Source organism: Pseudomonas sp. FBCC-B545, assembly GCF_059134095.1.
In genome coordinates this window covers 4,830,506-4,852,704 of record NZ_CP101441.1, presented here as the reverse complement: position 1 = coordinate 4,852,704, position 22,199 = coordinate 4,830,506, and the positions used below count along the sequence as shown (strand labels likewise).

General features: G+C 60.6%; 19 protein-coding genes. 9 read left to right on the top strand and 10 right to left on the bottom strand.

Features of this window, described 5'->3' with window-relative positions; genetic code table 11:
• Nucleotides 1-41: 41 nt before the first annotated feature.
• The 3 genes from NMB39_RS22480 to NMB39_RS22470 all read right to left on the bottom strand — a co-directional run bounded on the left by NMB39_RS22480 (nt 42) and on the right by NMB39_RS22470 (nt 4,705).
• Nucleotides 42-851 (bottom strand): putative RNA methyltransferase, encoded by an 810-nt coding sequence (locus NMB39_RS22480; protein WP_367236027.1) that lies wholly within the window; start codon nt 849-851, stop codon nt 42-44.
• On the bottom strand, nt 851-2,002 hold the full coding sequence (gene dapE, locus NMB39_RS22475) for a succinyl-diaminopimelate desuccinylase (RefSeq protein ID WP_046071276.1): 1,152 nt from the start codon (nt 2,000-2,002) through the stop codon (nt 851-853). Before dapE ends, NMB39_RS22480 begins: the two co-directional genes overlap by 1 nt.
• 111 nt (nt 2,003-2,113) lie before the next feature.
• Nucleotides 2,114-4,705: a glycosyltransferase gene (locus tag NMB39_RS22470; RefSeq protein ID WP_494340047.1), complete on the bottom strand. Its 2,592-nt coding sequence runs from the start codon at nt 4,703-4,705 to the stop codon at nt 2,114-2,116.
• Between the two features lie 217 nt (nt 4,706-4,922).
• Here NMB39_RS22470 and tcdA point away from each other — a divergent pair, with 217 nt between their 5' ends.
• Nucleotides 4,923-5,732, top strand: a complete 810-nt coding sequence (gene tcdA, locus NMB39_RS22465) for a tRNA cyclic N6-threonylcarbamoyladenosine(37) synthase TcdA (protein ID WP_053254726.1) — start codon at nt 4,923-4,925, stop codon at nt 5,730-5,732.
• Between the two features lie 116 nt (nt 5,733-5,848).
• Here the strand turns inward: tcdA and NMB39_RS22460 are convergent, their stop codons facing one another.
• From NMB39_RS22460 to NMB39_RS22445, 4 genes are all read right to left on the bottom strand, one after another.
• Nucleotides 5,849-6,262, bottom strand: a complete 414-nt coding sequence (locus NMB39_RS22460) for a SufE family protein (protein ID WP_306957271.1) — start codon at nt 6,260-6,262, stop codon at nt 5,849-5,851.
• A complete protein-coding gene (locus NMB39_RS22455) occupies nt 6,259-7,464 on the bottom strand; it encodes an aminotransferase class V-fold PLP-dependent enzyme (RefSeq protein ID WP_464005757.1) in 1,206 nt (401 codons plus the stop codon). The genes NMB39_RS22460 and NMB39_RS22455 overlap by 4 nt, the downstream gene beginning before the upstream one ends.
• Before the next feature lie 67 nt (nt 7,465-7,531).
• Complete coding sequence (gene dapD / locus NMB39_RS22450; protein ID WP_046071281.1) at nt 7,532-8,566, bottom strand: 2,3,4,5-tetrahydropyridine-2,6-dicarboxylate N-succinyltransferase; 1,035 nt, start codon at nt 8,564-8,566, stop codon at nt 7,532-7,534.
• A 31-nt stretch (nt 8,567-8,597) separates the two neighbouring features.
• The gene (locus NMB39_RS22445; RefSeq protein ID WP_494340568.1) at nt 8,598-8,906 is read right to left on the bottom strand and encodes an arsenate reductase; all 309 of its coding nucleotides are present in this window, start codon (nt 8,904-8,906) and stop codon (nt 8,598-8,600) included.
• A 267-nt stretch (nt 8,907-9,173) separates the two neighbouring features.
• Between NMB39_RS22445 and NMB39_RS22440 the strand changes: the two genes are divergently transcribed.
• Nucleotides 9,174-10,817: a Na+/H+ antiporter gene (locus NMB39_RS22440; RefSeq protein ID WP_057021911.1), complete on the top strand. Its 1,644-nt coding sequence runs from the start codon at nt 9,174-9,176 to the stop codon at nt 10,815-10,817.
• Nucleotides 10,818-10,827: 10 nt separating this feature from the next.
• Here the strand turns inward: NMB39_RS22440 and dapC are convergent, their stop codons facing one another.
• The 3 genes from dapC to map form a co-directional block, all read right to left on the bottom strand.
• Complete coding sequence (gene dapC, locus NMB39_RS22435; protein WP_057021912.1) at nt 10,828-12,027, bottom strand: succinyldiaminopimelate transaminase; 1,200 nt, start codon at nt 12,025-12,027, stop codon at nt 10,828-10,830.
• A 158-nt stretch (nt 12,028-12,185) separates the two neighbouring features.
• On the bottom strand, nt 12,186-14,888 hold the full coding sequence (locus NMB39_RS22430) for a [protein-PII] uridylyltransferase (RefSeq protein WP_046071284.1): 2,703 nt from the start codon (nt 14,886-14,888) through the stop codon (nt 12,186-12,188).
• A 65-nt stretch (nt 14,889-14,953) separates the two neighbouring features.
• Entirely contained in the window at nt 14,954-15,736 is a 783-nt protein-coding gene (gene map, locus NMB39_RS22425; protein WP_057021913.1) for a type I methionyl aminopeptidase, read from the bottom strand.
• A gap of 387 nt (nt 15,737-16,123) precedes the next feature.
• Between map and rpsB the strand changes: the two genes are divergently transcribed.
• The 7 genes from rpsB (at nt 16,124) to ispC (ending at nt 22,193) form a co-directional block, all read left to right on the top strand.
• The gene (gene rpsB, locus NMB39_RS22420) at nt 16,124-16,861 is read left to right on the top strand and encodes a 30S ribosomal protein S2 (protein ID WP_003219330.1); all 738 of its coding nucleotides are present in this window, start codon (nt 16,124-16,126) and stop codon (nt 16,859-16,861) included.
• Nucleotides 16,862-17,052: 191 nt separating this feature from the next.
• Nucleotides 17,053-17,916: a translation elongation factor Ts gene (gene tsf, locus NMB39_RS22415; RefSeq protein WP_003189160.1), complete on the top strand. Its 864-nt coding sequence runs from the start codon at nt 17,053-17,055 to the stop codon at nt 17,914-17,916.
• Between the two features lie 212 nt (nt 17,917-18,128).
• Nucleotides 18,129-18,872: a UMP kinase gene (pyrH, locus tag NMB39_RS22410; RefSeq protein ID WP_003189161.1), complete on the top strand. Its 744-nt coding sequence runs from the start codon at nt 18,129-18,131 to the stop codon at nt 18,870-18,872.
• Nucleotides 18,869-19,426, top strand: coding sequence for a ribosome recycling factor (gene frr, locus NMB39_RS22405; protein WP_043049618.1), 558 nt, complete (start codon nt 18,869-18,871; stop codon nt 19,424-19,426). Before pyrH ends, frr begins: the two co-directional genes overlap by 4 nt.
• Nucleotides 19,427-19,443: 17 nt before the next feature.
• Entirely contained in the window at nt 19,444-20,199 is a 756-nt protein-coding gene (uppS, locus tag NMB39_RS22400; RefSeq protein WP_005785713.1) for a polyprenyl diphosphate synthase, read from the top strand.
• Nucleotides 20,200-21,006: a phosphatidate cytidylyltransferase gene (locus NMB39_RS22395; RefSeq protein ID WP_057021914.1), complete on the top strand. Its 807-nt coding sequence runs from the start codon at nt 20,200-20,202 to the stop codon at nt 21,004-21,006.
• Nucleotides 21,003-22,193 carry a 1-deoxy-D-xylulose-5-phosphate reductoisomerase gene (gene ispC / locus NMB39_RS22390; protein WP_056847434.1) on the top strand — a complete coding sequence of 397 codons (1,191 nt, stop codon included), beginning with the start codon at nt 21,003-21,005 and terminating at the stop codon, nt 22,191-22,193. Before NMB39_RS22395 ends, ispC begins: the two co-directional genes overlap by 4 nt.
• The last annotated feature ends 6 nt before the right edge of the window (nt 22,194-22,199 follow it).

The following is a 22,199-nucleotide window of genomic DNA, read 5'->3' as shown; positions in this document are numbered from 1 at the left end:
TGCGGGATTCGAAAATCCATTCGCGGATGCTTGAAAGGCGGTTATTGAAGCACGAAATAATCGTAGCGCATCGACACAGTGACCAGCAGTGGCTCAACCGCCTCGATCACCTCGCTGCGACGCTCGGCACTGGCACGCCAGCCGTGGGGCGTCATCGCCAGCAGGTTGGCGCGGTCCTTGGGGGCGGCCAGGCTCAGGCTGAACTCCAGGGTTTCACTGTGCGCAAGGCTCATGCCGTCCGGCACCAGGGCCAGGTGTTTGTCGTCGGTGTACTCGCGCACTTCGTCGTACAGGCGCTCGCGCAGTTCCATCAAGTGGCCGCTGGTGGGGCCGACCTTCATCAAGCCGCCACCGGGGCTGAGCAGGCGCTTGGCTTCCTGCCAGTCCAAAGGGCTGAACACACTGGCGAGGAACTGGCAGCTGGCATCGGCCAATGGCACACGGGCCATGCTGGCGATCAACCAAGTCAGGTCTGGGTTGCGTTTGCACGCACGCTTGACCGCTTCCTTGGAGATATCCAGGGCATAGCCATCGGCGTTGGGCAGGGCCTCGGCGATTTGCGCGGTGTAGTAACCCTCGCCACAGCCGATGTCGACCCAGCGCTGCGGTGCGCGCTCGGCGGCCAGCTCGGCCAGGCGCTTGGCCACCGGGGCGTAGTGCCCGGCGTTGAGGAAGTCACGGCGTGCCTCGACCATGGCCAGGTTGTCGCCCGGGTCGCGGCTGTTCTTGTGCTGCACCGGCAACAGGTTCAGGTAACCCTGGCGCGCGCGATCGAAACGGTGCCCGGCCGGGCAGACCACGCCATTGTCCACCGCGTTGAGCGGTGCGCTGCAAATGGGGCAGGCAAGCATCAGGCGAGCAACTTGATCAGGGTCTGGTAATAGATTTCGGTCAGTACATCCAGGTCGCTGGCGAGAATGCGCTCGTTGACCTGGTGGATCGTCGCGTTGACCGGGCCCAGTTCGACCACTTGGGTACCCAGGGTGGCAATAAAGCGCCCATCGGAGGTACCGCCGCTGGTGGACGCCTTGGTCTCACGCCCGGTGATCGCCTTGATGCTGGCGGATACCGCATCCAACAGAGCCCCCGGCTCGGTGAGGAACGGCAGGCCCGACAGCGCCCAGTCCACGTGCCAGTCCAGGCCATGTTTGTCCAGGATCGCCGCGACCCGTTGTTGCAGGCCCTCGACGGTGGACTCGGTGGAGAAGCGGAAGTTGAACACCGCCGTCAGGTCACCGGGGATCACGTTGGTGGCGCCGGTGCCGGAGTTGAGATTGGAAATCTGGAAGCTGGTCGGCGGGAAGAAGGTGTTGCCGTCATCCCAGTGCTCGGCAGCGAGTTCCGCCAGGGCCGGCGCGGCGAGGTGGATCGGGTTCTTCGCCAGGTGCGGGTAGGCCACGTGGCCCTGTACACCGCGTACGGTCAGGGTGGCGCCGAGGGAGCCGCGACGGCCATTCTTGACTACGTCGCCCACCAGGGTGGTGCTCGACGGTTCGCCGACGATGCACCAGTCCAGGCGCTCCTTGCGTGCCGCCAGGCGTTCGATCACAGCCTTGGTGCCGTGGTGCGCGGGACCTTCTTCATCGCTGGTGATCAGGAAGGCCACCGAACCCTTGTGGTCCGGGTAGTCGGTGACGAAGCGTTCCGCCGCCACCAGCATCGCCGCCAGGCTGCCTTTCATGTCCGCCGCGCCACGCCCGCAGAGCATGCCATTTTCATCGATCAACGCATCGAACGGGTCGTTCTGCCAGGCCTGCACCGGGCCGGTCGGTACTACGTCGGTGTGACCGGCGAAGCACAACACCGGGCCCTCATGCTTGCCGTGGGTGGCCCAGAAGTTGTCCACGTCGAAGATGCGCATCGGTTCAAGTGCAAAACCGGCGTCGCCCAGGCGCTGCATCATCAGCTTCTGGCAATCGGCATCGACCGGCGTGACCGATGGGCGACGGATCAGGTCGATGGCAAGTTGAAGGGTCGGCGAAAGGTCGGCATGGGCCGTCATGGGGAAACTCCGGAAAGCGTATTTGGAAGAGCGGGGCGGGCACACAAAAGGGCCGTTATCTTATAGCAAAACGGCGGCCAGAGGCCGCCGTTTAGTGCAATGCGCAAGTTTTTACACCGCAGTCACAGACTCTGCCTTCGGTGCCGGCTTGGGCAGCGACGACAGGAACGCCATGATCAACGCCGCCACGTACGGCAGCGATTGCACCAGCAGCATCACCACCCAGAAGCGTATGTCATTGCTGGGTAGGCCCTGCACCAGGTAGATCCCCAGCGCGGCGCCCCACAGCAGCAGCATGATGAACATTTCTTCGCGGGCTTCGGAGATCGCCACCCAGAAGCCGTGGTTATCCGCGTTTTTCGGCGTACGAAAGAACGGAATACTGGTGGTGAAGAAGCCATACAGCACCGCCTTGGCGATGGTGTGGGACAGCGCCAACCCAGCCAGCGCCGCGCAGAACGCATCTTTCAAGTTCACACCTACCGCACGACGGTAGAGGAAGATGATCTTGCCGACCTTGAACACAAACAACGCCAAGGGCGGGATGGCGAAAATCAGCAACGGCGGGTCGACCCGCGTCGGCACGATGATCATTGCCGCCGACCACAACAGCGCGCCGACGGTAAAGAAGATGTTCATGCCATCGGCCACCCACGGCAGCCAGCCGGCGAGGAAGTGGTAGCGCTGGCCACGGGTCAGCTCGGTGTCCTTGCCGCGCAAAAGGCTGGCGGTATGACGCTTGATGATCTGGATCGCACCATAGGCCCAGCGGAAACGCTGTTTCTTGAAGTCGATAAAGGTATCCGGCATCAGGCCCTTGCCGTAGCTGTCGTGGTAATAAGCCGCTGACAGGCCTTTCTCGAACACGCGCAGGCCCAGTTCGGCGTCTTCACAGATGCACCAGTCGGCCCAGCCCAGTTCTTCAAGCACTGAGCGCCGGGTCATGGTCATGGTGCCGTGCTGGATGATCGCGTCGCGGTCGTTGCGGGTGACCATGCCGATATGGAAGAAACCCTTGTATTCGGCGTAGCAGAGCTTCTTGAAGGTGCTTTCGTTCTGGTCGCGGTAATCCTGGGGCGACTGCACCACAGCGATTTTCGGGTCGGCGAAGTGCGGCACCATGTGCTTGAGCCAGTTGGGCGACACGCAGTAGTCCGAGTCGATCACTGCGATCACTTCGGCATCCTTGGCGGTGTGCGGGATCAGGTAGTTCAGCGCGCCACCCTTGAAACCAGCCAGAGGGGCGACGTGGAAGAACTTGAAGCGCGGGCCCAGGGTTTGGCAGTAGTCACGCACCGGTTCCCACACCGCGGGGTCCTTGGTGTTGTTGTCGATGATCAGGACTTCGTAGTCCGGGTAATCAAGGGCGGCCAGGGCGTCGAGGGTCTGTTTGACCATCTCCGGCGGCTCGTTGTAGCACGGCACATGGATCGACACTTTCGGGCGGTAGTGCGAATCCCCGATCACCGGCAGGAATTCACGCCGACGCTTGTGGGTCCAGACTGCTTCTGCCAGTTCGTGGGCTTCGGTCAGCAACACGATAAACACACCGAGGGCGCCCAGAGCGAGGAGAATGCCCACGGTGACGCTGAACCAGGTGCTGTATTGCTGGCTGTAGTCGTAGCCGATCCAGACCAGCACCGACCCACACAGGAACGCGATAAAGGTCAGGAAGGTACGACCACGCTGGCGCAGGGCCGAACCGTCGATCATCAACAGGGTCAGGGACAGCAGTGCAAGCACCACCGAGCCGATGGCCAGCACGCGCCATTGCGGGATCGCCACCACCGGGCCTTCAAAATTGAATTTCTGCTGGCGTGCGGCGTTGAACACGCCCCAGTAGGCGCCCGCCGAACCTTCGTCGCTGACCTTCCAAGGCTGGTCAAAGGCTTCGATTACAAAGTAGTTGTAACCCTGGCGATTGAGCTTGTTCACCAGCGTGCGCAGGTAAATCGCCTGGTCGGCCGGGGACGATTCATTGCCACCGCGCATACGGCCGTTGCTCGGCCAGCCAACTTCCGACAGCAGCAGCGGTTTTTTCGGGAAGGCTTTCTTCAGGTCTTTGGCGCGGTCAATCACGTATTGGCCGGCCTTGTCCATCGGGATGTATTCCCAGAATGGCAGGATGTGCGCGGCAATCAGGTCAACGTGCTTGGCCAGTTGCGGGTTCTTTTCCCAGATGTGCCATTGCTCGGAGGTGGTCACCGGCACTTTTACCGCGGCGCGTACGCGGTCGAGCAGTACGATCAGGTCTTCTGGGGTGATTTCTTCACGGAACAACGCTTCGTTGCCGACCACCACGCGCACAACACTGCGCGAGGTGTTGGCGATTTCGATGGCGCGCTGGATTTCACGCTCGTTGCGTTCAAGATCCGGGCTGATCCAGATCCCCAAGGTCACGCGCAGACCGAACTCTTCGGCCAGCTTGGGGATGTCACCCAGGGTACCGTCGACCGAGTAGGTACGGATGTTGTCCGTCAGCTTGCTCATGATCGCCAGGTCTTGACGCATCTGTTCGTCAGTGGGGAACTGGTTCTTCTGCGGGTACTGGCCCTGCTGGAACGGCGAGTAGGAAAACCCGGAGATCTGTTCAGGCCAGTTGGGGGTAGTGACCGGGCGGTTGATCAGCGCCCAGAAGCCGGTGAAAAGCGCGGCAATTGCCAGCACTACCACCAGGTTGAGTCCAAATTTACGCGATGACATGGCGATTTCGGGTTCCAAAAGGTGTGGAACGAAAAGAGGTGTCGGCCTACGCCGAACGGCGCGCATCCTACACCGGCCCCTCCCTGAGCGTATAGCAGACAAGGAAAAGCCGGACGTTAGTCTGCGAAAGTCCACCTAAGTTCTTTACTTGTAGCTGGAAGCTTCGAACTTGTCGCTCTGTAGTCCATAATGCGCGCCGGTTTTTGGGGTAATGATCATGAGTACAGAAGATCCGCGGTTTGCAGGCGTCGCCCGCTTGTACGGCATTGAGGGCCTGGAACGCTTGAAAGCGGCCCATGTGGCGATTGTCGGCGTCGGCGGCGTAGGCTCCTGGGCGGCGGAAGCGATTGCCCGTTGCGGGGTGGGCGAGATTTCACTGTTTGATCTGGACGATGTCTGCGTCAGCAATAGCAACCGGCAGTTGCATGCCCTGGACAGCACCGTGGGCAAGCCCAAGGTCGAGGTTATGGCCGAGCGCCTGCGGGGCATCAACCCGGATTGCACCGTGCATGCCGTGGCGGATTTCGTCACTCGCGACACCATGGCCGAGTACATCACCCCGAACATCGATTGCGTGATCGACTGCATCGACGCCGTTAACGCCAAGGCGGCGCTGATCGCCTGGTGCAAGCGCCGCAAGATCCAGATCATCACCACCGGCGGCGCCGGCGGGCAGATTGACCCGACGTTGATCCAGGTGTGCGACCTGAACCGTACCTTTAATGACCCCCTGGCCTCGAAAGTGCGCTCCACGCTGCGGCGGGACTACGGTTTCTCACGCACAGTGACCCGTCATTACAGCGTGCCCTGCGTGTTTTCCACCGAGCAGCTGCGCTATCCCAAGCCGGATGGCAGCATCTGTTTGCAGAAGAGTTTTGTTGGCGATGGGGTCAAGCTTGACTGCGCAGGGGGATTTGGCGCGGTGATGATGGTAACCGCCACGTTCGGCATGGTGGCGGCGACCAAGGCGGTAGATAAGATTGTGGCTGGTGTGCGTAGACCCTCGGAGCGGGTCAAGCCCACCTAGATCCCACTGTCGAACATAGATCCAAATGTGGGAGGGGGCTTGCTCCCGATTACGGTGTGTCAGATTGATATACGTACCTGATGCACCGCTATCGGCAGCAAGCCCCCTCCCCACATTTAGTTGTGTGTACGGCTTAATTCACGCATGCGCTGCAGGACTGCATTCAGGCCGTTGCTGCGCGACGGTGAAAGCTGGCGAGAAAGCCCCAGTTGATCGAACCAACCAGGCAAATCAACCGCCTGCAACTGCGCCGCCGACAACCCATTGACCCGCGCCAGCAGCAACGCTACCAACCCACGGATCATCCGTGCCTCGCTGCTGGCAGCAAACTGCCAATGGCCGTCCTGCAAACGCCCCACCAGCCACACCAGGCTTTCGCAGCCTTGCACCAGGTTGGCGTCGATCTTTTGATCCTCCGCCAACACGGGCAGCCGCTCGCCCCATTGCATCAGCAACCGGGCCCGTTGCTCCCAGCTACCGACGGCCTGGAACGCGTCCAGCGCTGCTGCTGCGTCAATTGGCAGGCTCATCGCAACATGTCCAGCGCCTGGTCCAGCGCTTCAAACAAGCGCTCCAGGTCATCGGAATCGTTGTACAGCGCGAGGGAGACGCGAATGGCCCCGGACAACTGCATCGCCTTGAGCAACGGCATCGCGCAATGATGACCGGCGCGTACGGCAATACCTTGCTCGGTCAGGAGATGGGCGAGGTCGGCATTGTGCACGCCGTCCACCACAAAGCTGACCAGCGCCACGTGCGGCGATCCGAGTATGCGTACGCCATTGCGTGCCTTGAGCCCACGCAACAGGTAGTCGTGCAACGCCGCTTCATGGGCGATCACGGCGGGCTGATCCAGGGAGCTCAGGTAATCGAGGGTCGCCCCCAGGCCGATCACGCTGGCAATCGGCGGCGTGCCGGCCTCGAAGCCCAAGGGCGCGGGACGGAAACTGGCGCTCTGGTAATCCGCCTGTTGCACCATCTCGCCGCCGAATTGCCAATGACGCAGGTGATGCAGGGCTTCATTGCGGCCAAATAGCACACCTACGCCGTCGGGGCCGTAGAGTTTATGGCTGGAGAATACATAGAAGTCGCAGCCCAGGGCCTGCACATCATGGCGGCCATGGACGATGCCTTGGGCGCCATCCACCACGGTCAAGGCGCCGTTTGCTTTGGCCATCGCTAGTAAGGCTTCCAACGGCTGCCAGGCGCCGAGCACGTTGGATAACTGACTTACGGCGAGCAGGCGCGTGCGCGGGCCGATCAAGTCGGCGGCGGCCGCAAGATCGATCACCCCGTCATCACCCAGGGGCATTACCACCAGTGTGAGCGCGCGACGCCTGGCCAGTTGCTGCCAGGGCAACAGGTTGGCGTGGTGTTCCAGGGCGCTGATGACAATCTCATCGCCCGCATTGAATAAGTGCTCCAGGCCGTAGGCCAGGAGGTTCAGCGCAGAGGTCGCGCCGTGGGTGAACACGATCTGCCCGCTGTCACCTGCGTTCAACCACTGCGCGACCTTGCTGCGACTGTCTTCAAAGGCCTGGGTCGCATGGGCGCCCGGCAAATGTTGGGCACGGTGCACATTGGCGGCGCCATTGGCGTAGTAATGGCTGAGTGCATCCAGCAGGACTTGGGGCTTTTGCGTGGTGGCGGCGTTGTCCAGGTAGGTCTGGTCCTGCCGTTGCAGGGTGGCGATGGCCGGGAAATCGGCGCGCCAGGGGGAGGGCACAAGCATGGTGATCAAGACTCGTATAAGCGGGCCGCCCCGGAGGTGCGGCCCGCTAGTGGCATCGAGTGGCTGCTTAGTTGTGAGCGTGCAGCGCTTCGTTCAGTTCGATGGCCGATTTGTGGGTTTTGCATTCCACGGCACCGGTCACGGAGTTGCGGCGGAACAGCAGGTCTGGTTGACCAGCCAGTTCGCGCGCCTTGACCACCTTGACCAATTGGTTCTGCTCGTCCAGCAGGGCAACCTTGGTGCCGGCGGTGATGTACAGGCCCGACTCCAAGGTGTTGCGATCGCCCAACGGGATGCCGGTACCGGCGTTGGCGCCGATCAGGCAGCCTTCGCCGACCTTGATCACGATATTGCCGCCGCCTGACAGGGTGCCCATGGTGGAGCAGCCGCCGCCCAGGTCCGAGCCTTTGCCGACGAATACACCTGCCGATACACGGCCTTCGATCATGCCTGGGCCTTCGGTGCCGGCATTGAAGTTGACGAAGCCTTCGTGCATCACCGTGGTGCCTTCGCCCACGTAGGCGCCCAGGCGGATACGTGCTGCGTCAGCGATACGCACGCCAGCCGGTACCACGTAGTCGGTCATTTTCGGGAACTTGTCCACCGAGAACACTTCCAGCAGCTCGCCACGCAGGCGCGCTTCGAGTTGGCGTTCGGCCAGTTCGTTGATGTCGATGGCGCCCTGGCTGGTCCAGGCCACGTTCGGCAACTGCGGGAACACGCCGGCCAGGTTCAGGCCGTGGGGCTTGACCAGGCGATGGGACAGCAGGTGCAGCTTGAGGTAGGCCTCAGGCGTGGAGGTCAGCGCGGCGTCTTCGGCCAGCAGTGTGGCAACCAGTGGGGTGTGGCTTTCAGCCAGGCGGTTTAGCAGCGCGGCTTGGGTGGCGTCGACGTTCTTAAGTGCATCCGCCAGTTGCAGCGCTTGGCTGATGGTGAACGTGATCGCCTGGTTGCCCTCGGTGTAACCCAGGATCGGCGCAATGGCGGCAACGATCTCGGCCGACGGGTTGAGCAACGGTTGTGCGTAAAACACTTCCAGCCAAGCACCTTGGCGGTTCTGAGTGCCGACGCCGAAGCCCAGGCTGAACAGGGAATTGGACATGCTGTTACCTCTACAAAAATGGAAGGCTGGCCTACTTGAGGGCCGCCGAATAACTATCTGGCTTGAAGCCAATCAGGGTTCTGTCGCCGAGATCGAGCACCGGGCGCTTGATCATCGAGGGTTGTGCGAGCATCAATTCAATGGCTTTCGACTGATCGAGATCGGCTTTGCGTTCGTCTTCGAGTTTGCGAAAGGTGGTACCCGCACGGTTCAAAACCACCTGCCAACCGTGCTCGTTGCACCATTGGGTCAAGTGTTCGCGGTCGATACCGACCGTTTTGTAGTCATGGAACTCATAGCTCACCGCGTGCTCATCGAGCCAGATGCGCGCCTTTTTCATGGTATCGCAGGCTTTGATGCCGAAAAGGTGCAAGGTTTTGCTTGAAGCGGTCAAGGAATTGCCCCCCTTTGGACGTACGAAAATGAAAGGTCACGGATTATGCCACGACCAGCAAGTTTCGGCGCCGCTCGTCACCACTCTGCGACTTTTGTGCAAAAGCCTGCGCGTAGCATGAGCAGGTAACATAGCCGGGTAATATGGCACTTCAACGGCCAGTTGTTGCCTCACGTGTGTCGTTGCAAGTCGATTGCCCGGGAAACCCGCGTTATGCAAACCGCCTATACCGTTCTTATCCTGCTGATGCTGGTCAGCGTTTCGCGCCTTGTCGGGCGTGTCATTCCTCTGCCCCTGCCGCTGGTGCAGATTGCCGCCGGGGCCTTGTTGGCCTGGCCTACGCTGGGGCTGCATGTGGCCCTGGACCCGGAGCTGTTCCTGTTTCTGTTCCTGCCGCCGCTGCTGTTTTCGGATGGCTGGCGCATGCCCAAGCGCGAATTGTGGCGTCTGCGCGGGCCGATCCTGACGCTGGCGGTAGGGTTGGTGTTGTTCACCGTGGTCGGCGCCGGCTACTTCATCCACTGGATATTGCCGACGATTCCGCTGCCGGTGGCCTTCGCCCTGGCGGCAGTTTTATCACCGACGGATGCCGTGGCGGTGTCGGCCATTTCCCAGAACCGTTTACCCAAGCCGCTGATGCACATGCTTCAGGGCGAGGCGTTGATGAATGACGCGTCGGGCCTGGTGACCTTCAAGTTCGCCCTGGCGGCGGCGTTAACCGGGGTATTTTCCCTGGCGGATGCCAGCCTGACCTTTGTCCTGGTCGCCGTGGGCGGCCTTGCGGTCGGCGTGGCGTTGAGCTGGCTGGTCGGCCGCCTGCGTGCCTGGATGATTGCGCGGGGCTGGGATGACCCCGCGACCCATGTGGTGTTCATGCTGTTGCTGCCCTTTGCTGCCTATGTGTTGGCCGAGCGCCTGGGCGCGTCGGGCATTTTGTCGGCGGTGGCGGCGGGCATGATGCAGAGCTGGCTCGACCTGTTGCCACGCCAGACCAGTACGCGATTGCTCAATCGCAGTGTCTGGTCGTTGCTGGAATTCGCCTTCAACGGCCTGATCTTCCTGCTGCTCGGCTTGCAATTGCCGGACATCATCAAGGCGGTGGTGAGTCATGAAACCACGCTGTGGCCCACCCTGTTGTACCGCTGCCTGGATGTGGTGGCGATCTTCCTGGTGCTGGTGGTGTTACGTTTTATCTGGGTGCAGAGCATCTGGCGGCTGTCGGGTTTGCTCCGCAGGCTACGTGGGAAAAGTGCGCTCACACTGGTGCCGACTGCCCGTTCCTGCTGGTTGTTGACCGTCGGCGGTGTCCGCGGAGCGGTGACCTTGGCCGGTGTCATGTCAGTGCCGCTGCTGTTGGCACCGGGGCAGGATTTTCCTGAGCGCGACCTGCTGATCTTCATTGCGGCCGGGGTGATCCTGCTGTCGCTGGTCGCCGCCTGTATTGCGCTGCCGCTGCTGTTGCGCGGCGTGGAAAAGAGCCCGGATGAAAAGCGTCATAACGAGGTGCGCGAGGCGTGGAAAAAGACCGCCGTGGCCGCGATTCATGCTCTGGAGGCTGAGGAACCTGCTGAAGCCGAAACCCCCGACGCCGCCCAGGCGGCATTGGCTACGGAACTGAAGGCGCGGCTGATGTCGGAATATCGCCATCAACTGGAGGTGTTCAACGATTCGGCTGAGGCCCAGGCACTGGCGCAGCAGATGGACCTGCTGGAACGCAGGCTGCGACTCAAGGCTCTGCGGGCGCAACGCCTGGAGTTGTACAGCTTGAGCCGTCATCACCAGATTGGTGACGACGTCTTGAGGGAAGTGCTGGCGGAGTTGGATATGAGTGAGGCGAACCTGGGTCACATGAAGTGACCCGTGGTGCTTATCGGCGACGCTGGATAAAGTCGCGAATCCGCTCGGCTGCTTCCACGCATTCGGCCAGCGGCGCAACCAGCGCCATGCGCACGCGGCCAGCACCCGGGTTGACGCCATCCACTGCCCGCGACAGGTAGGAACCCGGCACCACGGTCACGTGCTCTTGCACGAAGAGGTCACGGCAGAACTCGGCGTCGTCGCCATTTACATTCGGCCATAGATAAAAGCCGCCGTCCGGGCTTTGTACGTCCAGCACCGGCTTGAGGATCGCCAGCACCGCGTCGAACTTCTCGCGATATAGGTCACGGTTGGCTTGCACGTGGGCTTCGTCCTGCCAGGCGGCAATGCTGGCCAGCTGGGTTTGCACCGGCATCGCGCAGCCGTGGTAAGTGCGGTACAGCAGGAACGCCTTGAGGATATCGGCGTCGCCGGCCACGAACCCGGAACGCAGGCCCGGAAGATTGGAACGCTTGGACAGGCTGTGGAATACCACGCAACGCTTGAAGTCCTGGCGCCCCAGCTCGACGCAGGCACTGAGCAGGCCCGGCGGCGGAGTTTGTTCGTCGAAGTACAGCTCGCTGTAGCACTCGTCGGCGGCGATCACGAAGTCGTATTCGTCGGCCAGGACGATGAGTTTTTTCAGGGTGTCCACCGGGATCAGCGCGCCGGTCGGGTTGCCTGGCGAGCACAGGAACAGGATCTGGCAGCGTTTCCAGATATCCGGCGAAACCGCCTCGAAATCCGGGTTGAAGCCATTGGCATCCAGGCACGGCAGGTAGTGCGGCTTGGCGCCGGCGAGAAACGCAGCGCCTTCGTAGATTTGGTAGAACGGGTTCGGGCTGACCACCAGCGCATCATCGCCGCGGTTGACCACGGTCTGGGTAAAGGCGAACAGGGCTTCACGGGTGCCGTTGACTGGCAGGATGTTACGCGCCGGGTCCAACCAGCCTTTGGGCACGTTGAAGCGGCGTTCGCACCAGGCGCCGATGGCTTCGCGCAGTGCCGGGATACCGAGGGTGGTGGGGTACACCGCCATCTGGTCGAGATTGTTGCTCAATGCCTCGGCAACGAATGCTGGCGACGTGTGCTTGGGCTCGCCGATGGACAGTGCGATCGGGCGTTTGTCCGGGTTCGGCGTGACACTGCCGAGCAGAGCGCGCAATTTCTCGAAGGGGTAGGGCTGCAACTGGTTAAGGGCGTTGTTCATCGAAGATCTCGTTTAATTCAGTTGTAATGCGATGTGCCGGACAAAGCAGATCTAAAGGTGGGAGGGGGCTTGCTCCCGATAGCGGCCTGTCAGTTGATCTCTTTGTTGCTGACCCACCGCTATCGGGAGCAAGCCCCCTCCCACAATAAGCCGGGTGTTCAAATAGTCAGGCGCGTCAGCTCAACACCGGGTTCCTGGGTCACGCTCAATTGCTGGACGATGGCGTCCTGCAAGCGTCGGCACAGCTCCGGGTCGGACAGCGGCTGGTTGTCGGCATCGGTAATAAAGAACACGTCTTCCACCCGCTCGCCAAGGGTCGCAATCTTGGCGTTCTGCAATGACAGGTCGAATTCCAGGAAGATCCCGCCGATGCGTGCCAGCAGGCCTGGGCGGTCCGGTGCGCTGAGCTCCAGCACCGTTACCGGGCGCTGGGCATCGTTGGAAATGGTCACCTGGGGCGCAAAGGCAAAATGCTTGAGCTGGCGCGGCACCCGGCGCTGGATGATGGTCGGGTAATCGTCCGGGTTGCGCAGGGCTTCGGTCAGGCCCTCGCGGATCTTTTTCACCCGCGCCGGGTTGTCGCCAATCGAGTCGCCGTCGGTGTCGAGCACGATGTAGGTGTCGAGGGTGAACTGGCTGCTGGAGGTGATGACCCGGGCGTCATGGATGTTCAGGTTGAGCTGGTCCATGGCGGCCACGGTCACGGCAAAGAAATCGTGCTGGTCCGGCGCGTAGATGAAGATCTGCGTGCCGCCTTCGAATTCGCGCTGGGTGGTTTCCTTGATCAGCACCAAAGGGCCGCCATCGGCCGGTTGCTGCAGGATCGCGTCGCTGTGCCAGGCCACGTCGCCGGCGGTGTGACGCAGGAAATAATCGTCACCCAGTTGCGACCAGAGTTGCTCGACGTCGTCCGGGTCGTTGCCACCGCGTACGAGGATATCCAGGGCCGCGCTCTGGGTGCGGCGGATCTGTTCTTCGCGATCCACCGGGTTTTCCAGGCCGCGGCGCAGGGCGCGCTTGGTCTCGGTGTACAACTGGCGCAACAGGCTGGCACGCCAGGAGTTCCACAGCGTGGGGTTGGTGGCGTTGATGTCGGAGACCGTCAGCACATACAGGTAGTCGAGGCGGGTTTCATCGCCGACGACTCCCGCGAAATCGTGGATCACCTGCGGGTCGGACAAATCCTTGCGCTGGGCAGTAGTCGACATCACCAGGTGGTTTTGCACCAGCCAGACAATCAGGCGGCTGTCCCACAGGGGCAACTGGTGGCGCTGGCAGAAGGCTTCGGCGTCCACCGCGCCGATTTCCGAGTGGTCGCCATGCCGGCCCTTGCCGATGTCGTGATACAGGCCGGCCAGATAGATCAGCTCGGGCTTGGGCAGCTTGGCCATCAGCTTACTGGCCAACGGGAATTTCTCTGAGACCTGGGTGTACTGCAACTTACGTAGATGCTTGATCAGGTTCAGGGTGTGGGCGTCGACGGTATAGATGTGGAACAGATCATGTTGCATTTGCCCGACGATAAAGCCGAACTCCGGCAGATAGCGCCCGAGGATGCCGTAGCGGTTCATGCGCCGCAGGTTGCGGTGGATGCCGATGCGGCACTTGAACAGCTCGATGAACAGGCTGGTGTTGCGGATGTCGTTGCGAAATTCGTCGTCGATCAGGTGGCGGTTTTCCCGCAGCAGGCGAATGGTATCGGCACGCACGCCTTTGATATCCGGCTGCTGGGCCATCAGTACGAAGATTTCCAGCATGGCGAACGGGGTGCGGCGGAACACGTTGTCGTTGCGTGCCTCGATATAGCCATCGTGCAGCTGGAAGCGCGCATTGATCGGCTGCGGCGGCGCTTCGTCTTCGGGAGCCAGGATCACCTCTTCGAAGTGCTGGATGATCAGGTCACTGAGCTGGGCAATGCTCATGACCACCCGGTAATACTGCTGCATGAAGCTTTCGATGCTGGTCTTCGCGTCTTCGCCTTCAAACCCCAGCAGGGTGGCGATGGAGCGCTGGTGATCGAACAGCAGGCGGTCTTCGGAACGTCCGGCAAGCATGTGCAGGGCGTAGCGCACCTTCCACAGGAACTCCTGGGACGAGGCCAGCAGGGTGTTTTCGCTTTCCACCAGGAAGCCCTCGCCGGCCAGGGCGCGCAGGTTCAGCGTGCCATATTGGCGGCGCGCCACCCACAAAATCGTCTGGATATCCCGCAGCCCGCCCGGGGAGCCTTTGACGTTGGGTTCCAGGTTGTATTCGGTGTCGTTGTACTTGTGGTGCCGCGCCTTCTGTTCGGCGCGCTTGGCCAGGAAGAAATCCTTGCTCGGCCACATGTGTGCAGTGCTGGTGACTTCGAGCATGCGTTGGCGCAGGCGTTCGGGGCCGGCGATGGTGCGGCTTTCCATCAGGTTGGTGATCACCGTCAGGTCAGCGCGGGCTTCTTCGGCGCACTCGGCCACCGACCGCACGCTCTGGCCGACCTCCAGGCCGATGTCCCACAGCAACGTCAGAAAACGCTCGATAGAATCGCGAAAGATCTCATGGTCGGCGCTGTCCAGCAGGATCAACAGGTCGATGTCGGAGTAGGGGTGCAGTTCGCCACGACCGTAGCCGCCGACCGCCACCAGGGCGATATCGGCGTTTGCACTCCAGCTGAACTGTTCCCAGGCCTTTTGCAGGATGTTATCGACGAACCAGGCGCGGTCCTCGATCAGGCGACGGATGTCCCGACCGCTGCGAAAGCGCGCGTCGAGCACCTCGCGGGCTTGACGGATAGCCTTCTTGAAGGCGGCGATGGGGCTCGCCTTCAGTGCCAGCTCTGCCTGGAACTGGCCGCGGTCGAAGAGTTCGGGATCCACCTGGGGCATCGATCGGCTTTCCTTTCTATCTAATAGTCAGTCACAGCACAGCGTGGGAAAACCAACACAGCTTTTTACGCAGAGACGCGAGGGATTGTGTCGTCGGCGCGCAGGGTGAAGATCTCGTAGCCGGTCTCGGTGACCAGCAGGGTGTGTTCCCACTGGGCCGAGAGCTTGCGGTCCTTGGTGATGGCGGTCCAGCCGTCGCCCAGCACCTTGGTGTCGGCCTTGCCTTGGTTGATCATCGGCTCGATGGTGAAGGTCATGCCGGCCTTGAGTTCCATGCCGGTGCCGGCCTTGCCGTAATGCAGGATCTGCGGTTCTTCGTGGAACACCTTGCCGATGCCGTGGCCGCAGAATTCACGCACGACCGAGAAGCCGTTCTTTTCCGCGTGCTTCTGGATCACTTCGCCGATGTCACCCAGGCGGCAGCCAGGCTTGACGATCTCGATAGCCTTGTACATGCATTCCTGGGTGACCTGGGACAGGCGCTCGGCCCACACCGGCACGTTGCCGACGTGGAACATACGGCTGGTGTCGCCGTGGTAGCCATCCTTGATCACGGTGACGTCGATGTTCAGGGTGTCGCCATCCTTCAGCGGCTTGTCACCGGGAATCCCGTGGCAGACCACGTGGTTGATCGAGGTGCAGATCGACTTGGGGAAGCCTTTGTAGTTCAGTGGGGCAGGGATGGCTTTTTGCACGTTGACTATATAGTCGTGGCAGATTCGGTCCAGCGCTTCGGTGGTGACACCGGGCTTGACGTGTTCGGCAATCATTTCCAGCACGTCGGCAGCCAGTTTGCCGGCAACGCGCATGCCTGCGATGTCTTCGGCGGTTTTCAAGGTAACGGTCATACAGGCTCTCTCTAGCGCGACGCGCTGAAATCAATACGGTTCACGGGGGGCGCGACAAAGGGGTGAAGCATTCGCGCAAGTCCCAAAAAACGCAATTCTAACAGACGATGGTGTCAAATCATGAGCGTCTGGTGATCGCTTCTCTCTATTAAGGTAGCGCCAGGGTCGCTCTATCCAAGGGTTTGGCTAAAGGCGGCGGGGCAAATGTGATTGCGGGTTTCGTTTTTGTCGATGCTGTGGTATAAAATGCGCCGCTTTCCGGGGATACCCCGCGAAGCTTAAATCCACACACGTGTCGACACGATGACCTGGGTGCCGGAGGCCTTGATGCCGCTGGTTGGTCATTGGGATACGTGGAGGCCAAACCCGACTTATTAAGGAACTATCATGTCCCAAGTCAACATGCGCGATATGCTGAAGGCCGGTGTGCACTTCGGTCACCAGACCCGTTACTGGAACCCGAAAATGGGTAAGTACATTTTCGGCGCGCGTAACAAGATCCACATTATCAACCTTGAAAAAACCCTGCCAATGTTCAACGAAGCACTGACTTTCGTAGAGCGCCTGGCCCAGGGTAAAAACAAGATCCTGTTCGTCGGCACCAAGCGTTCCGCTGGCAAGATCGTTGCTGAAGAAGCAGCACGTTGCGGTTCGCCGTACGTCGATCACCGCTGGTTGGGCGGCATGCTGACCAACTTCAAAACCATCCGTGCTTCCATCAAGCGTCTGCGTGACCTTGAAGTGCAAGCCGAAGACGGTACTTTCGCCAAGCTGACCAAGAAAGAAGCGCTGATGCGCACTCGTGACCTGGAAAAGCTCGATCGTTCCCTGGGTGGTATCAAGGACATGGGCGGTCTGCCTGACGCACTGTTCGTTATCGACGTTGATCACGAGCGCATCGCGATCACCGAAGCCAACAAGCTGGGCATCCCGGTTATCGGCGTAGTCGATACAAACAGCAGCCCGGAAGGCGTTGACTACATCATCCCAGGCAACGATGACGCAATCCGCGCTATCCAGCTGTACATGGGTTCGATGGCTGACGCTGTAATCCGTGGCCGCAACCACGTTGCTGGTGGTACCGAGCAGTTCGTTGAAGAAGCTCCGGTAGCTGCCGCTGAGTAACTGACGCCCTGGCGTTGACTCAGTAAGCAAAAAGGGGGCTTGGCCCCCTTTTTGCCACCTCGAAAACCATTTGTCGGCAGCGCAGCTACATTCTTTGTAACGTGCAGCGGCCTACAACGGAGATTCGGGAAGAATTGATCGCCCGTTTGATCGGGTGGAATGGTTGAAAACCTATCCAAGAGGATTTTGAAATGGCAGAGATTACTGCAGCGTTGGTTAAAGAACTGCGTGAGCGTACCGGCGAAGGCATGATGGATTGCAAAAAGGCCTTGACCAAGGCCGGCGGCGACATCGAAAAAGCCATTGATGACATGCGTGCTTCCGGCGCCATCAAGGCTGCCAAGAAAGCAGGCAACGTCGCTGCTGAAGGCGCCATCGCCCTGAAGGAAGACGGTAAATCCGCCGTTCTGCTGGAAGTGAACTCGCAGACCGACTTCCTGGCCCTGCAGGATGACTTCAAGGCATTCGTTGCTGCCAGCGTTGAAAAAGCGTTCGCCGAGAAAATGACTGACGCCGCTCCGCTGATCGAAGCTCAAGAAGCTGATCGCCTGGTACTGGTCGGCAAGGTTGGCGAAAACGTCAACATCCGTCGCCTGGTTCGCGTTGAGGGTGATGTGGTTGGTGGTTACCTGCACGGCAACAAGATCGGTGTTGCAGTTGTTCTGAAAGGCGGCGACGTTGAGCTGGCTAAAGACATCGCAATGCACGTTGCTGCAAGCAACCCTGAGTTCCTGCTGCCTTCGGAAGTGTCTGCCGACGCAATCGAGCGTGAAAAAGCTGTGTTCCTGAGCCTCAACGCCGACAAGATCGCCGGCAAGCCAGAGAACATCGTTGAAAACATGATCAAAGGCCGTATCAGCAAGTTCCTGGCTGAAGCAAGCCTGGTTGAGCAGGCGTTCGTCAAGAACCCTGAAATCAAGGTTGGCGAACTGGCTAAGAAAGCCGGTGCTGAAATCGTTTCCTTCACTTACTTCAAAGTAGGCGAAGGCATCGAGAAGCCGGTCGACAACTTCGCTGAAGAAGTTGCTGCCCAGCTGGCTGCCGCCAAGCAATAAGACAGTTCCAGACTGTCGCCGAAAGAGGCTGCCCGCTCACGCGCGCAGCCTCTTTTCAAATGGGAAGGCCAATTTTATTTGGTTTCCTCTCGGAACTGGCTTACAAAGCCGTGTTCCGATGGCGCTGTGATAGCGTCCAGCTAGAGTGAACGCAAGCCGTAAACGGCTCGCCAAGAATTTTTTAAAAAAATACGCCGCAGGAGAGATTCGCAATGGCTCAGCAGGGCAGTGGTTATCAGGCTCGCTATAAACGCATTCTACTCAAGCTCAGCGGCGAGGCCCTGATGGGCTCGGAAGAGTTCGGGATCGACCCCAAGGTGCTTGACCGCATGGCGCTGGAAGTCGGCCAGCTGGTCGGTATCGGCGTGCAGGTCGGCCTGGTGATTGGTGGTGGCAACCTGTTCCGTGGTGCGGCACTGAGTGCGGCTGGCATGGATCGGGTCACCGGCGACCACATGGGCATGCTGGCCACTGTGATGAACGCCCTGGCCATGCGCGACGCCCTGGAGCGCGCCAACATTTCGGCCATCGTGATGTCGGCTATTTCCATGGTTGGCGTGACTGATCACTATGATCGACGCAAAGCCATGCGCCACCTGAATTCCAAGGAAGTGGTGATCTTTGCTGCCGGCACTGGTAACCCATTCTTTACCACCGACTCGGCTGCGTGCCTGCGCGCGATCGAAATCGATGCCGACGTGGTGCTCAAGGCGACCAAGGTAGACGGCGTATACACTGCAGACCCATTCAAAGACCCGCATGCCGAGAAGTTCGATCATCTGACCTACGATGAAGTGCTGGATCGCAAGCTGGGCGTGATGGACCTGACGGCTATCTGCCTGTGCCGCGACCACAAGATGCCGTTGCGCGTATTTAACATGAACAAGCCCGGCGCCCTGCTGAATATCGTACACGGCGGCGCAGAAGGGACTCTGATCGAGGAAGGCCAACAATGATCAATGAAATCAAGAAAGACGCCCAGGCGCGTATGCAAAAATCCCTGGAATCCCTGAGCCACGCATTTGGCCAGATCCGTACCGGCAAGGCGCACCCGAGCATCCTGGGCAGCGTGATGGTGCCTTACTACGGCGCTGACACTCCTCTGAGCAGCGTGGCCAACGTCACCGTCAAGGACTCGCGTACCCTGCAAGTCGTGGCCTTCGAGCGCAACATGCTTGCTGCTGTGGACAAAGCGATCCAGAGCGCCGGCCTGAACCTCAACCCGACCAACCTGGGCGAGTTGTTGCTGATCTCCATGCCTGCCCTGACCGAGGAAACCCGTAAAGGCTTCACCAAGCAGGCACGCAGTGCTGCTGAAGATGCGCGCGTTGCCGTGCGCAACATCCGCCGTGATGCATTGGGTGACCTGAAGAAGCTGGTCAAGGACAAGGAAATCAGCGAAGACGAAGAGCGTCGTGCCGTCGCTGATATCGACAAGCTGACCAAGGACGCCGAAGCGCAGATCACCAAGGCGACCGAAGAAAAAGAAAAGGACCTGATGGCCGTATAAGGGGTCAGGACGCCTTCATGGAAAAGACCAAGCAGACTGTGCCCTCCGTGGTGCCGCGCCATGTCGCGATCATCATGGATGGGAATAATCGCTGGGCGAAAAAACGCTTTATGCCGGGTGTTGCCGGGCATAAAGCGGGTGTTGACGCGGTAAGGGCAGTGATTGAGGTGTGCGCTGAGGCCAAGGTCGAAGTGTTGACCTTGTTCGCCTTCTCCAGTGAAAACTGGCAGCGGCCCGCCGATGAAGTCAGCGCCTTGATGGACCTGTTCTTCAAGGCGTTGCGTCGTGAGGCCAAGCGCCTCAATGACAACAACATCAGTCTGCGCATCATTGGTGATCGCTCGCGGTTCCACCCGGAACTGCAAGCCGCCATGCGCGAAGCCGAGGCTATTACCGCAGGCAGTAACCGCTTTGTGCTGCAGATCGCAGCCAACTACGGTGGTCAGTGGGATATCGCCCAGGCAGCGCAGCGGCTGGCCCGCGAAGTGCAGGCCGGTCACCTGCGACCGGACGACATCACGCCTGAACTGTTGCAAACCTGCCTGGTGACTGGCGACCTGCCGTTGCCGGACTTGTGCATTCGTACCGGTGGCGAGCATCGCATCAGCAATTTCCTGCTGTGGCAGTTGGCATACACCGAGTTGTACTTCTCCGACCTGTTCTGGCCGGACTTCAAACACGATGCCATGCGCAATGCGCTGGCTGATTTCGCTTCCCGTCAGCGTCGCTTCGGTAAAACGAGCGAGCAGATCGAAGCTGGAGCCCGGGTTTAAATGTTAAAACAACGAATCATCACGGCGCTGATCCTGCTGCCGATTGCCTTGTGCGGTTTTTTCCTGCTTGAAGGCTCAGGCTTTGCGCTGTTTATCGGCCTGGTCGTGACCCTGGGGGCCTGGGAGTGGGCGCGCCTGGCGGGTTTCAGCAACCAATTGCCGCGTGTGGCGTATGCGGCAGTGGTCGCAGTGCTGTTGTTCCTGATGTACATCCTGCCGGACATTGCGCCTTGGGTGCTGGGTGCGGCAGTGCTGTGGTGGGCGTTGGCGACATTCCTGGTGCTGACTTACCCGCGCACCAGTAGTCAATGGTCGAGCGTGGCCTGCAAGCTGGTGATTGGCCTGCTGATCCTGCTGCCGGCCTGGCAAGGGCTGGTGGAAATCAAGCGTTACCCCCTCGGTAACGAATTGATCCTGGCGGTGATGGTGCTGGTGTGGGGCGCAGATATTGGCGCTTACTTCTCCGGCCGTGCCTTCGGCAAGCGCAAGCTGGCCCCGGCCGTCAGCCCCGGCAAAAGCTGGGAAGGCGTATACGGAGGCTTGGCATTGACGCTGCTGATCACGCTGGTAGTCGGTGTGGTACGCGGCTGGTCGGTAAAGGAGATTTTCCTGGCCTTGCTGGGCGCGGCTATCGTCGTGTTCATCTCGGTGGTGGGCGACCTCACCGAAAGCATGTTCAAGCGCCAGGCCGGAATCAAGGACAGCAGTAACCTGCTGCCGGGGCATGGTGGTGTGCTGGATCGTATCGACAGCCTGACTGCCGCGCTGCCGATCTTCGCCGTGCTGCTGTGGATGATCGCTTCGTGAGCCGCCTGCAACAGGTCACCGTGCTGGGGGCGACCGGCTCGGTCGGGCTGAGTACCCTGGACGTCATTGCCCGTCATCCTGATCGCTATCAGGTTTTCGCCCTGACCGGCTTCACGCGCTTGAGCGAGTTGCTGGCCTTGTGTGTACGCCATGCGCCGCGCTTTGCCGTGGTACCAGAGGCGGCGGCAGCCCGTAGCTTGCAGGATGATCTGCGGGCTGCCGGGCTGGACACGCAGGTCCTGGTGGGTGAGGCGGGGCTGTGCCAGGTGTCAGCCGATGCGCAGGTGGATACCGTCGTGGCGGCGATTGTCGGTGCGGCGGGTTTACGCCCGACCCTCGCTGCAGTCGATGCCGGCAAGAAGATTCTGTTGGCCAATAAGGAAGCCCTGGTCATGTCCGGGGCGCTCTTCATGCAGGCGGTGCGCAAGAGCGGTGCGGTGCTGCTGCCACTCGACAGCGAGCACAACGCAATTTTCCAGTGCATGCCCGGGGATTTTGCCCGCGGCTTGAACCAGGTCGGCGTGCGCCGGATTCTATTGACGGCGTCTGGTGGTCCATTCCGGCAGACTCCGTTGGCCGAGCTGGAACATGTGTCTCCCGATCAGGCCTGCGCTCACCCGAACTGGTCCATGGGGCGCAAAATCTCCGTGGATTCGGCAAGCATGATGAACAAGGGCCTGGAGTTGATCGAGGCGTGCTGGTTGTTCGATGCGCGGCCTGACCAGGTCGAGGTGGTGATTCACCCGCAAAGCGTGATCCATTCCCTGGTCGATTACGTGGACGGTTCGGTGTTGGCGCAGCTGGGTAATCCGGATATGCGTACACCGATCGCCAACGCCTTGGCCTGGCCGCAGCGGATTGATTCCGGCGTAGCGCCATTGGATCTGTTTGCGGTGGCGCGCCTGGACTTCGAAGCGCCGGACGAGCAGCGCTTTCCCTGCCTGCGCCTGGCGCGGCAGGCGGCCGAGGCGGGCGGCACCGCGCCGGCGATGCTGAATGCGGCCAATGAAGTGGCCGTGGCGGCGTTTCTCGAACGGCGCATCCGCTTTCCGCAGATCGCGAGTATCATCGAGGACGTCCTGGGCCTTGAGCCTGTCGTGGCGGTGAATGACCTGGGGGCCGTGTTTGAGGCGGATACCAAGGCGCGAGCCCTGGCCGGACAATGGCTGGGCCGCAATACGCGTTAGGCTGTG

What these genes read in the sequence shown, in the direction of transcription:
- NMB39_RS22480 (WP_367236027.1), bottom strand. Translation starts at nt 851, where the DNA reads ATGCTTGCCTGCCCCATTTGCAGCGCACCGCTCAACGCGGTGGACAAT.
- dapE (WP_046071276.1), bottom strand. Translation starts at nt 2,002, where the DNA reads ATGACGGCCCATGCCGACCTTTCGCCGACCCTTCAACTTGCCATCGAC.
- NMB39_RS22470 (WP_494340047.1), bottom strand. Translation starts at nt 4,705, where the DNA reads ATGTCATCGCGTAAATTTGGACTCAACCTGGTGGTAGTGCTGGCAATT.
- tcdA (WP_053254726.1), top strand. Translation starts at nt 4,923, where the DNA reads ATGAGTACAGAAGATCCGCGGTTTGCAGGCGTCGCCCGCTTGTACGGC.
- NMB39_RS22460 (WP_306957271.1), bottom strand. Translation starts at nt 6,262, where the DNA reads ATGAGCCTGCCAATTGACGCAGCAGCAGCGCTGGACGCGTTCCAGGCC.
- NMB39_RS22455 (WP_464005757.1), bottom strand. Translation starts at nt 7,464, where the DNA reads ATGCTTGTGCCCTCCCCCTGGCGCGCCGATTTCCCGGCCATCGCCACC.
- dapD (WP_046071281.1), bottom strand. Translation starts at nt 8,566, where the DNA reads ATGTCCAATTCCCTGTTCAGCCTGGGCTTCGGCGTCGGCACTCAGAAC.
- NMB39_RS22445 (WP_494340568.1), bottom strand. Translation starts at nt 8,906, where the DNA reads ATGAAAAAGGCGCGCATCTGGCTCGATGAGCACGCGGTGAGCTATGAG.
- NMB39_RS22440 (WP_057021911.1), top strand. Translation starts at nt 9,174, where the DNA reads ATGCAAACCGCCTATACCGTTCTTATCCTGCTGATGCTGGTCAGCGTT.
- dapC (WP_057021912.1), bottom strand. Translation starts at nt 12,027, where the DNA reads ATGAACAACGCCCTTAACCAGTTGCAGCCCTACCCCTTCGAGAAATTG.
- NMB39_RS22430 (WP_046071284.1), bottom strand. Translation starts at nt 14,888, where the DNA reads ATGCCCCAGGTGGATCCCGAACTCTTCGACCGCGGCCAGTTCCAGGCA.
- map (WP_057021913.1), bottom strand. Translation starts at nt 15,736, where the DNA reads ATGACCGTTACCTTGAAAACCGCCGAAGACATCGCAGGCATGCGCGTT.
- rpsB (WP_003219330.1), top strand. Translation starts at nt 16,124, where the DNA reads ATGTCCCAAGTCAACATGCGCGATATGCTGAAGGCCGGTGTGCACTTC.
- tsf (WP_003189160.1), top strand. Translation starts at nt 17,053, where the DNA reads ATGGCAGAGATTACTGCAGCGTTGGTTAAAGAACTGCGTGAGCGTACC.
- pyrH (WP_003189161.1), top strand. Translation starts at nt 18,129, where the DNA reads ATGGCTCAGCAGGGCAGTGGTTATCAGGCTCGCTATAAACGCATTCTA.
- frr (WP_043049618.1), top strand. Translation starts at nt 18,869, where the DNA reads ATGATCAATGAAATCAAGAAAGACGCCCAGGCGCGTATGCAAAAATCC.
- uppS (WP_005785713.1), top strand. Translation starts at nt 19,444, where the DNA reads ATGGAAAAGACCAAGCAGACTGTGCCCTCCGTGGTGCCGCGCCATGTC.
- NMB39_RS22395 (WP_057021914.1), top strand. Translation starts at nt 20,200, where the DNA reads ATGTTAAAACAACGAATCATCACGGCGCTGATCCTGCTGCCGATTGCC.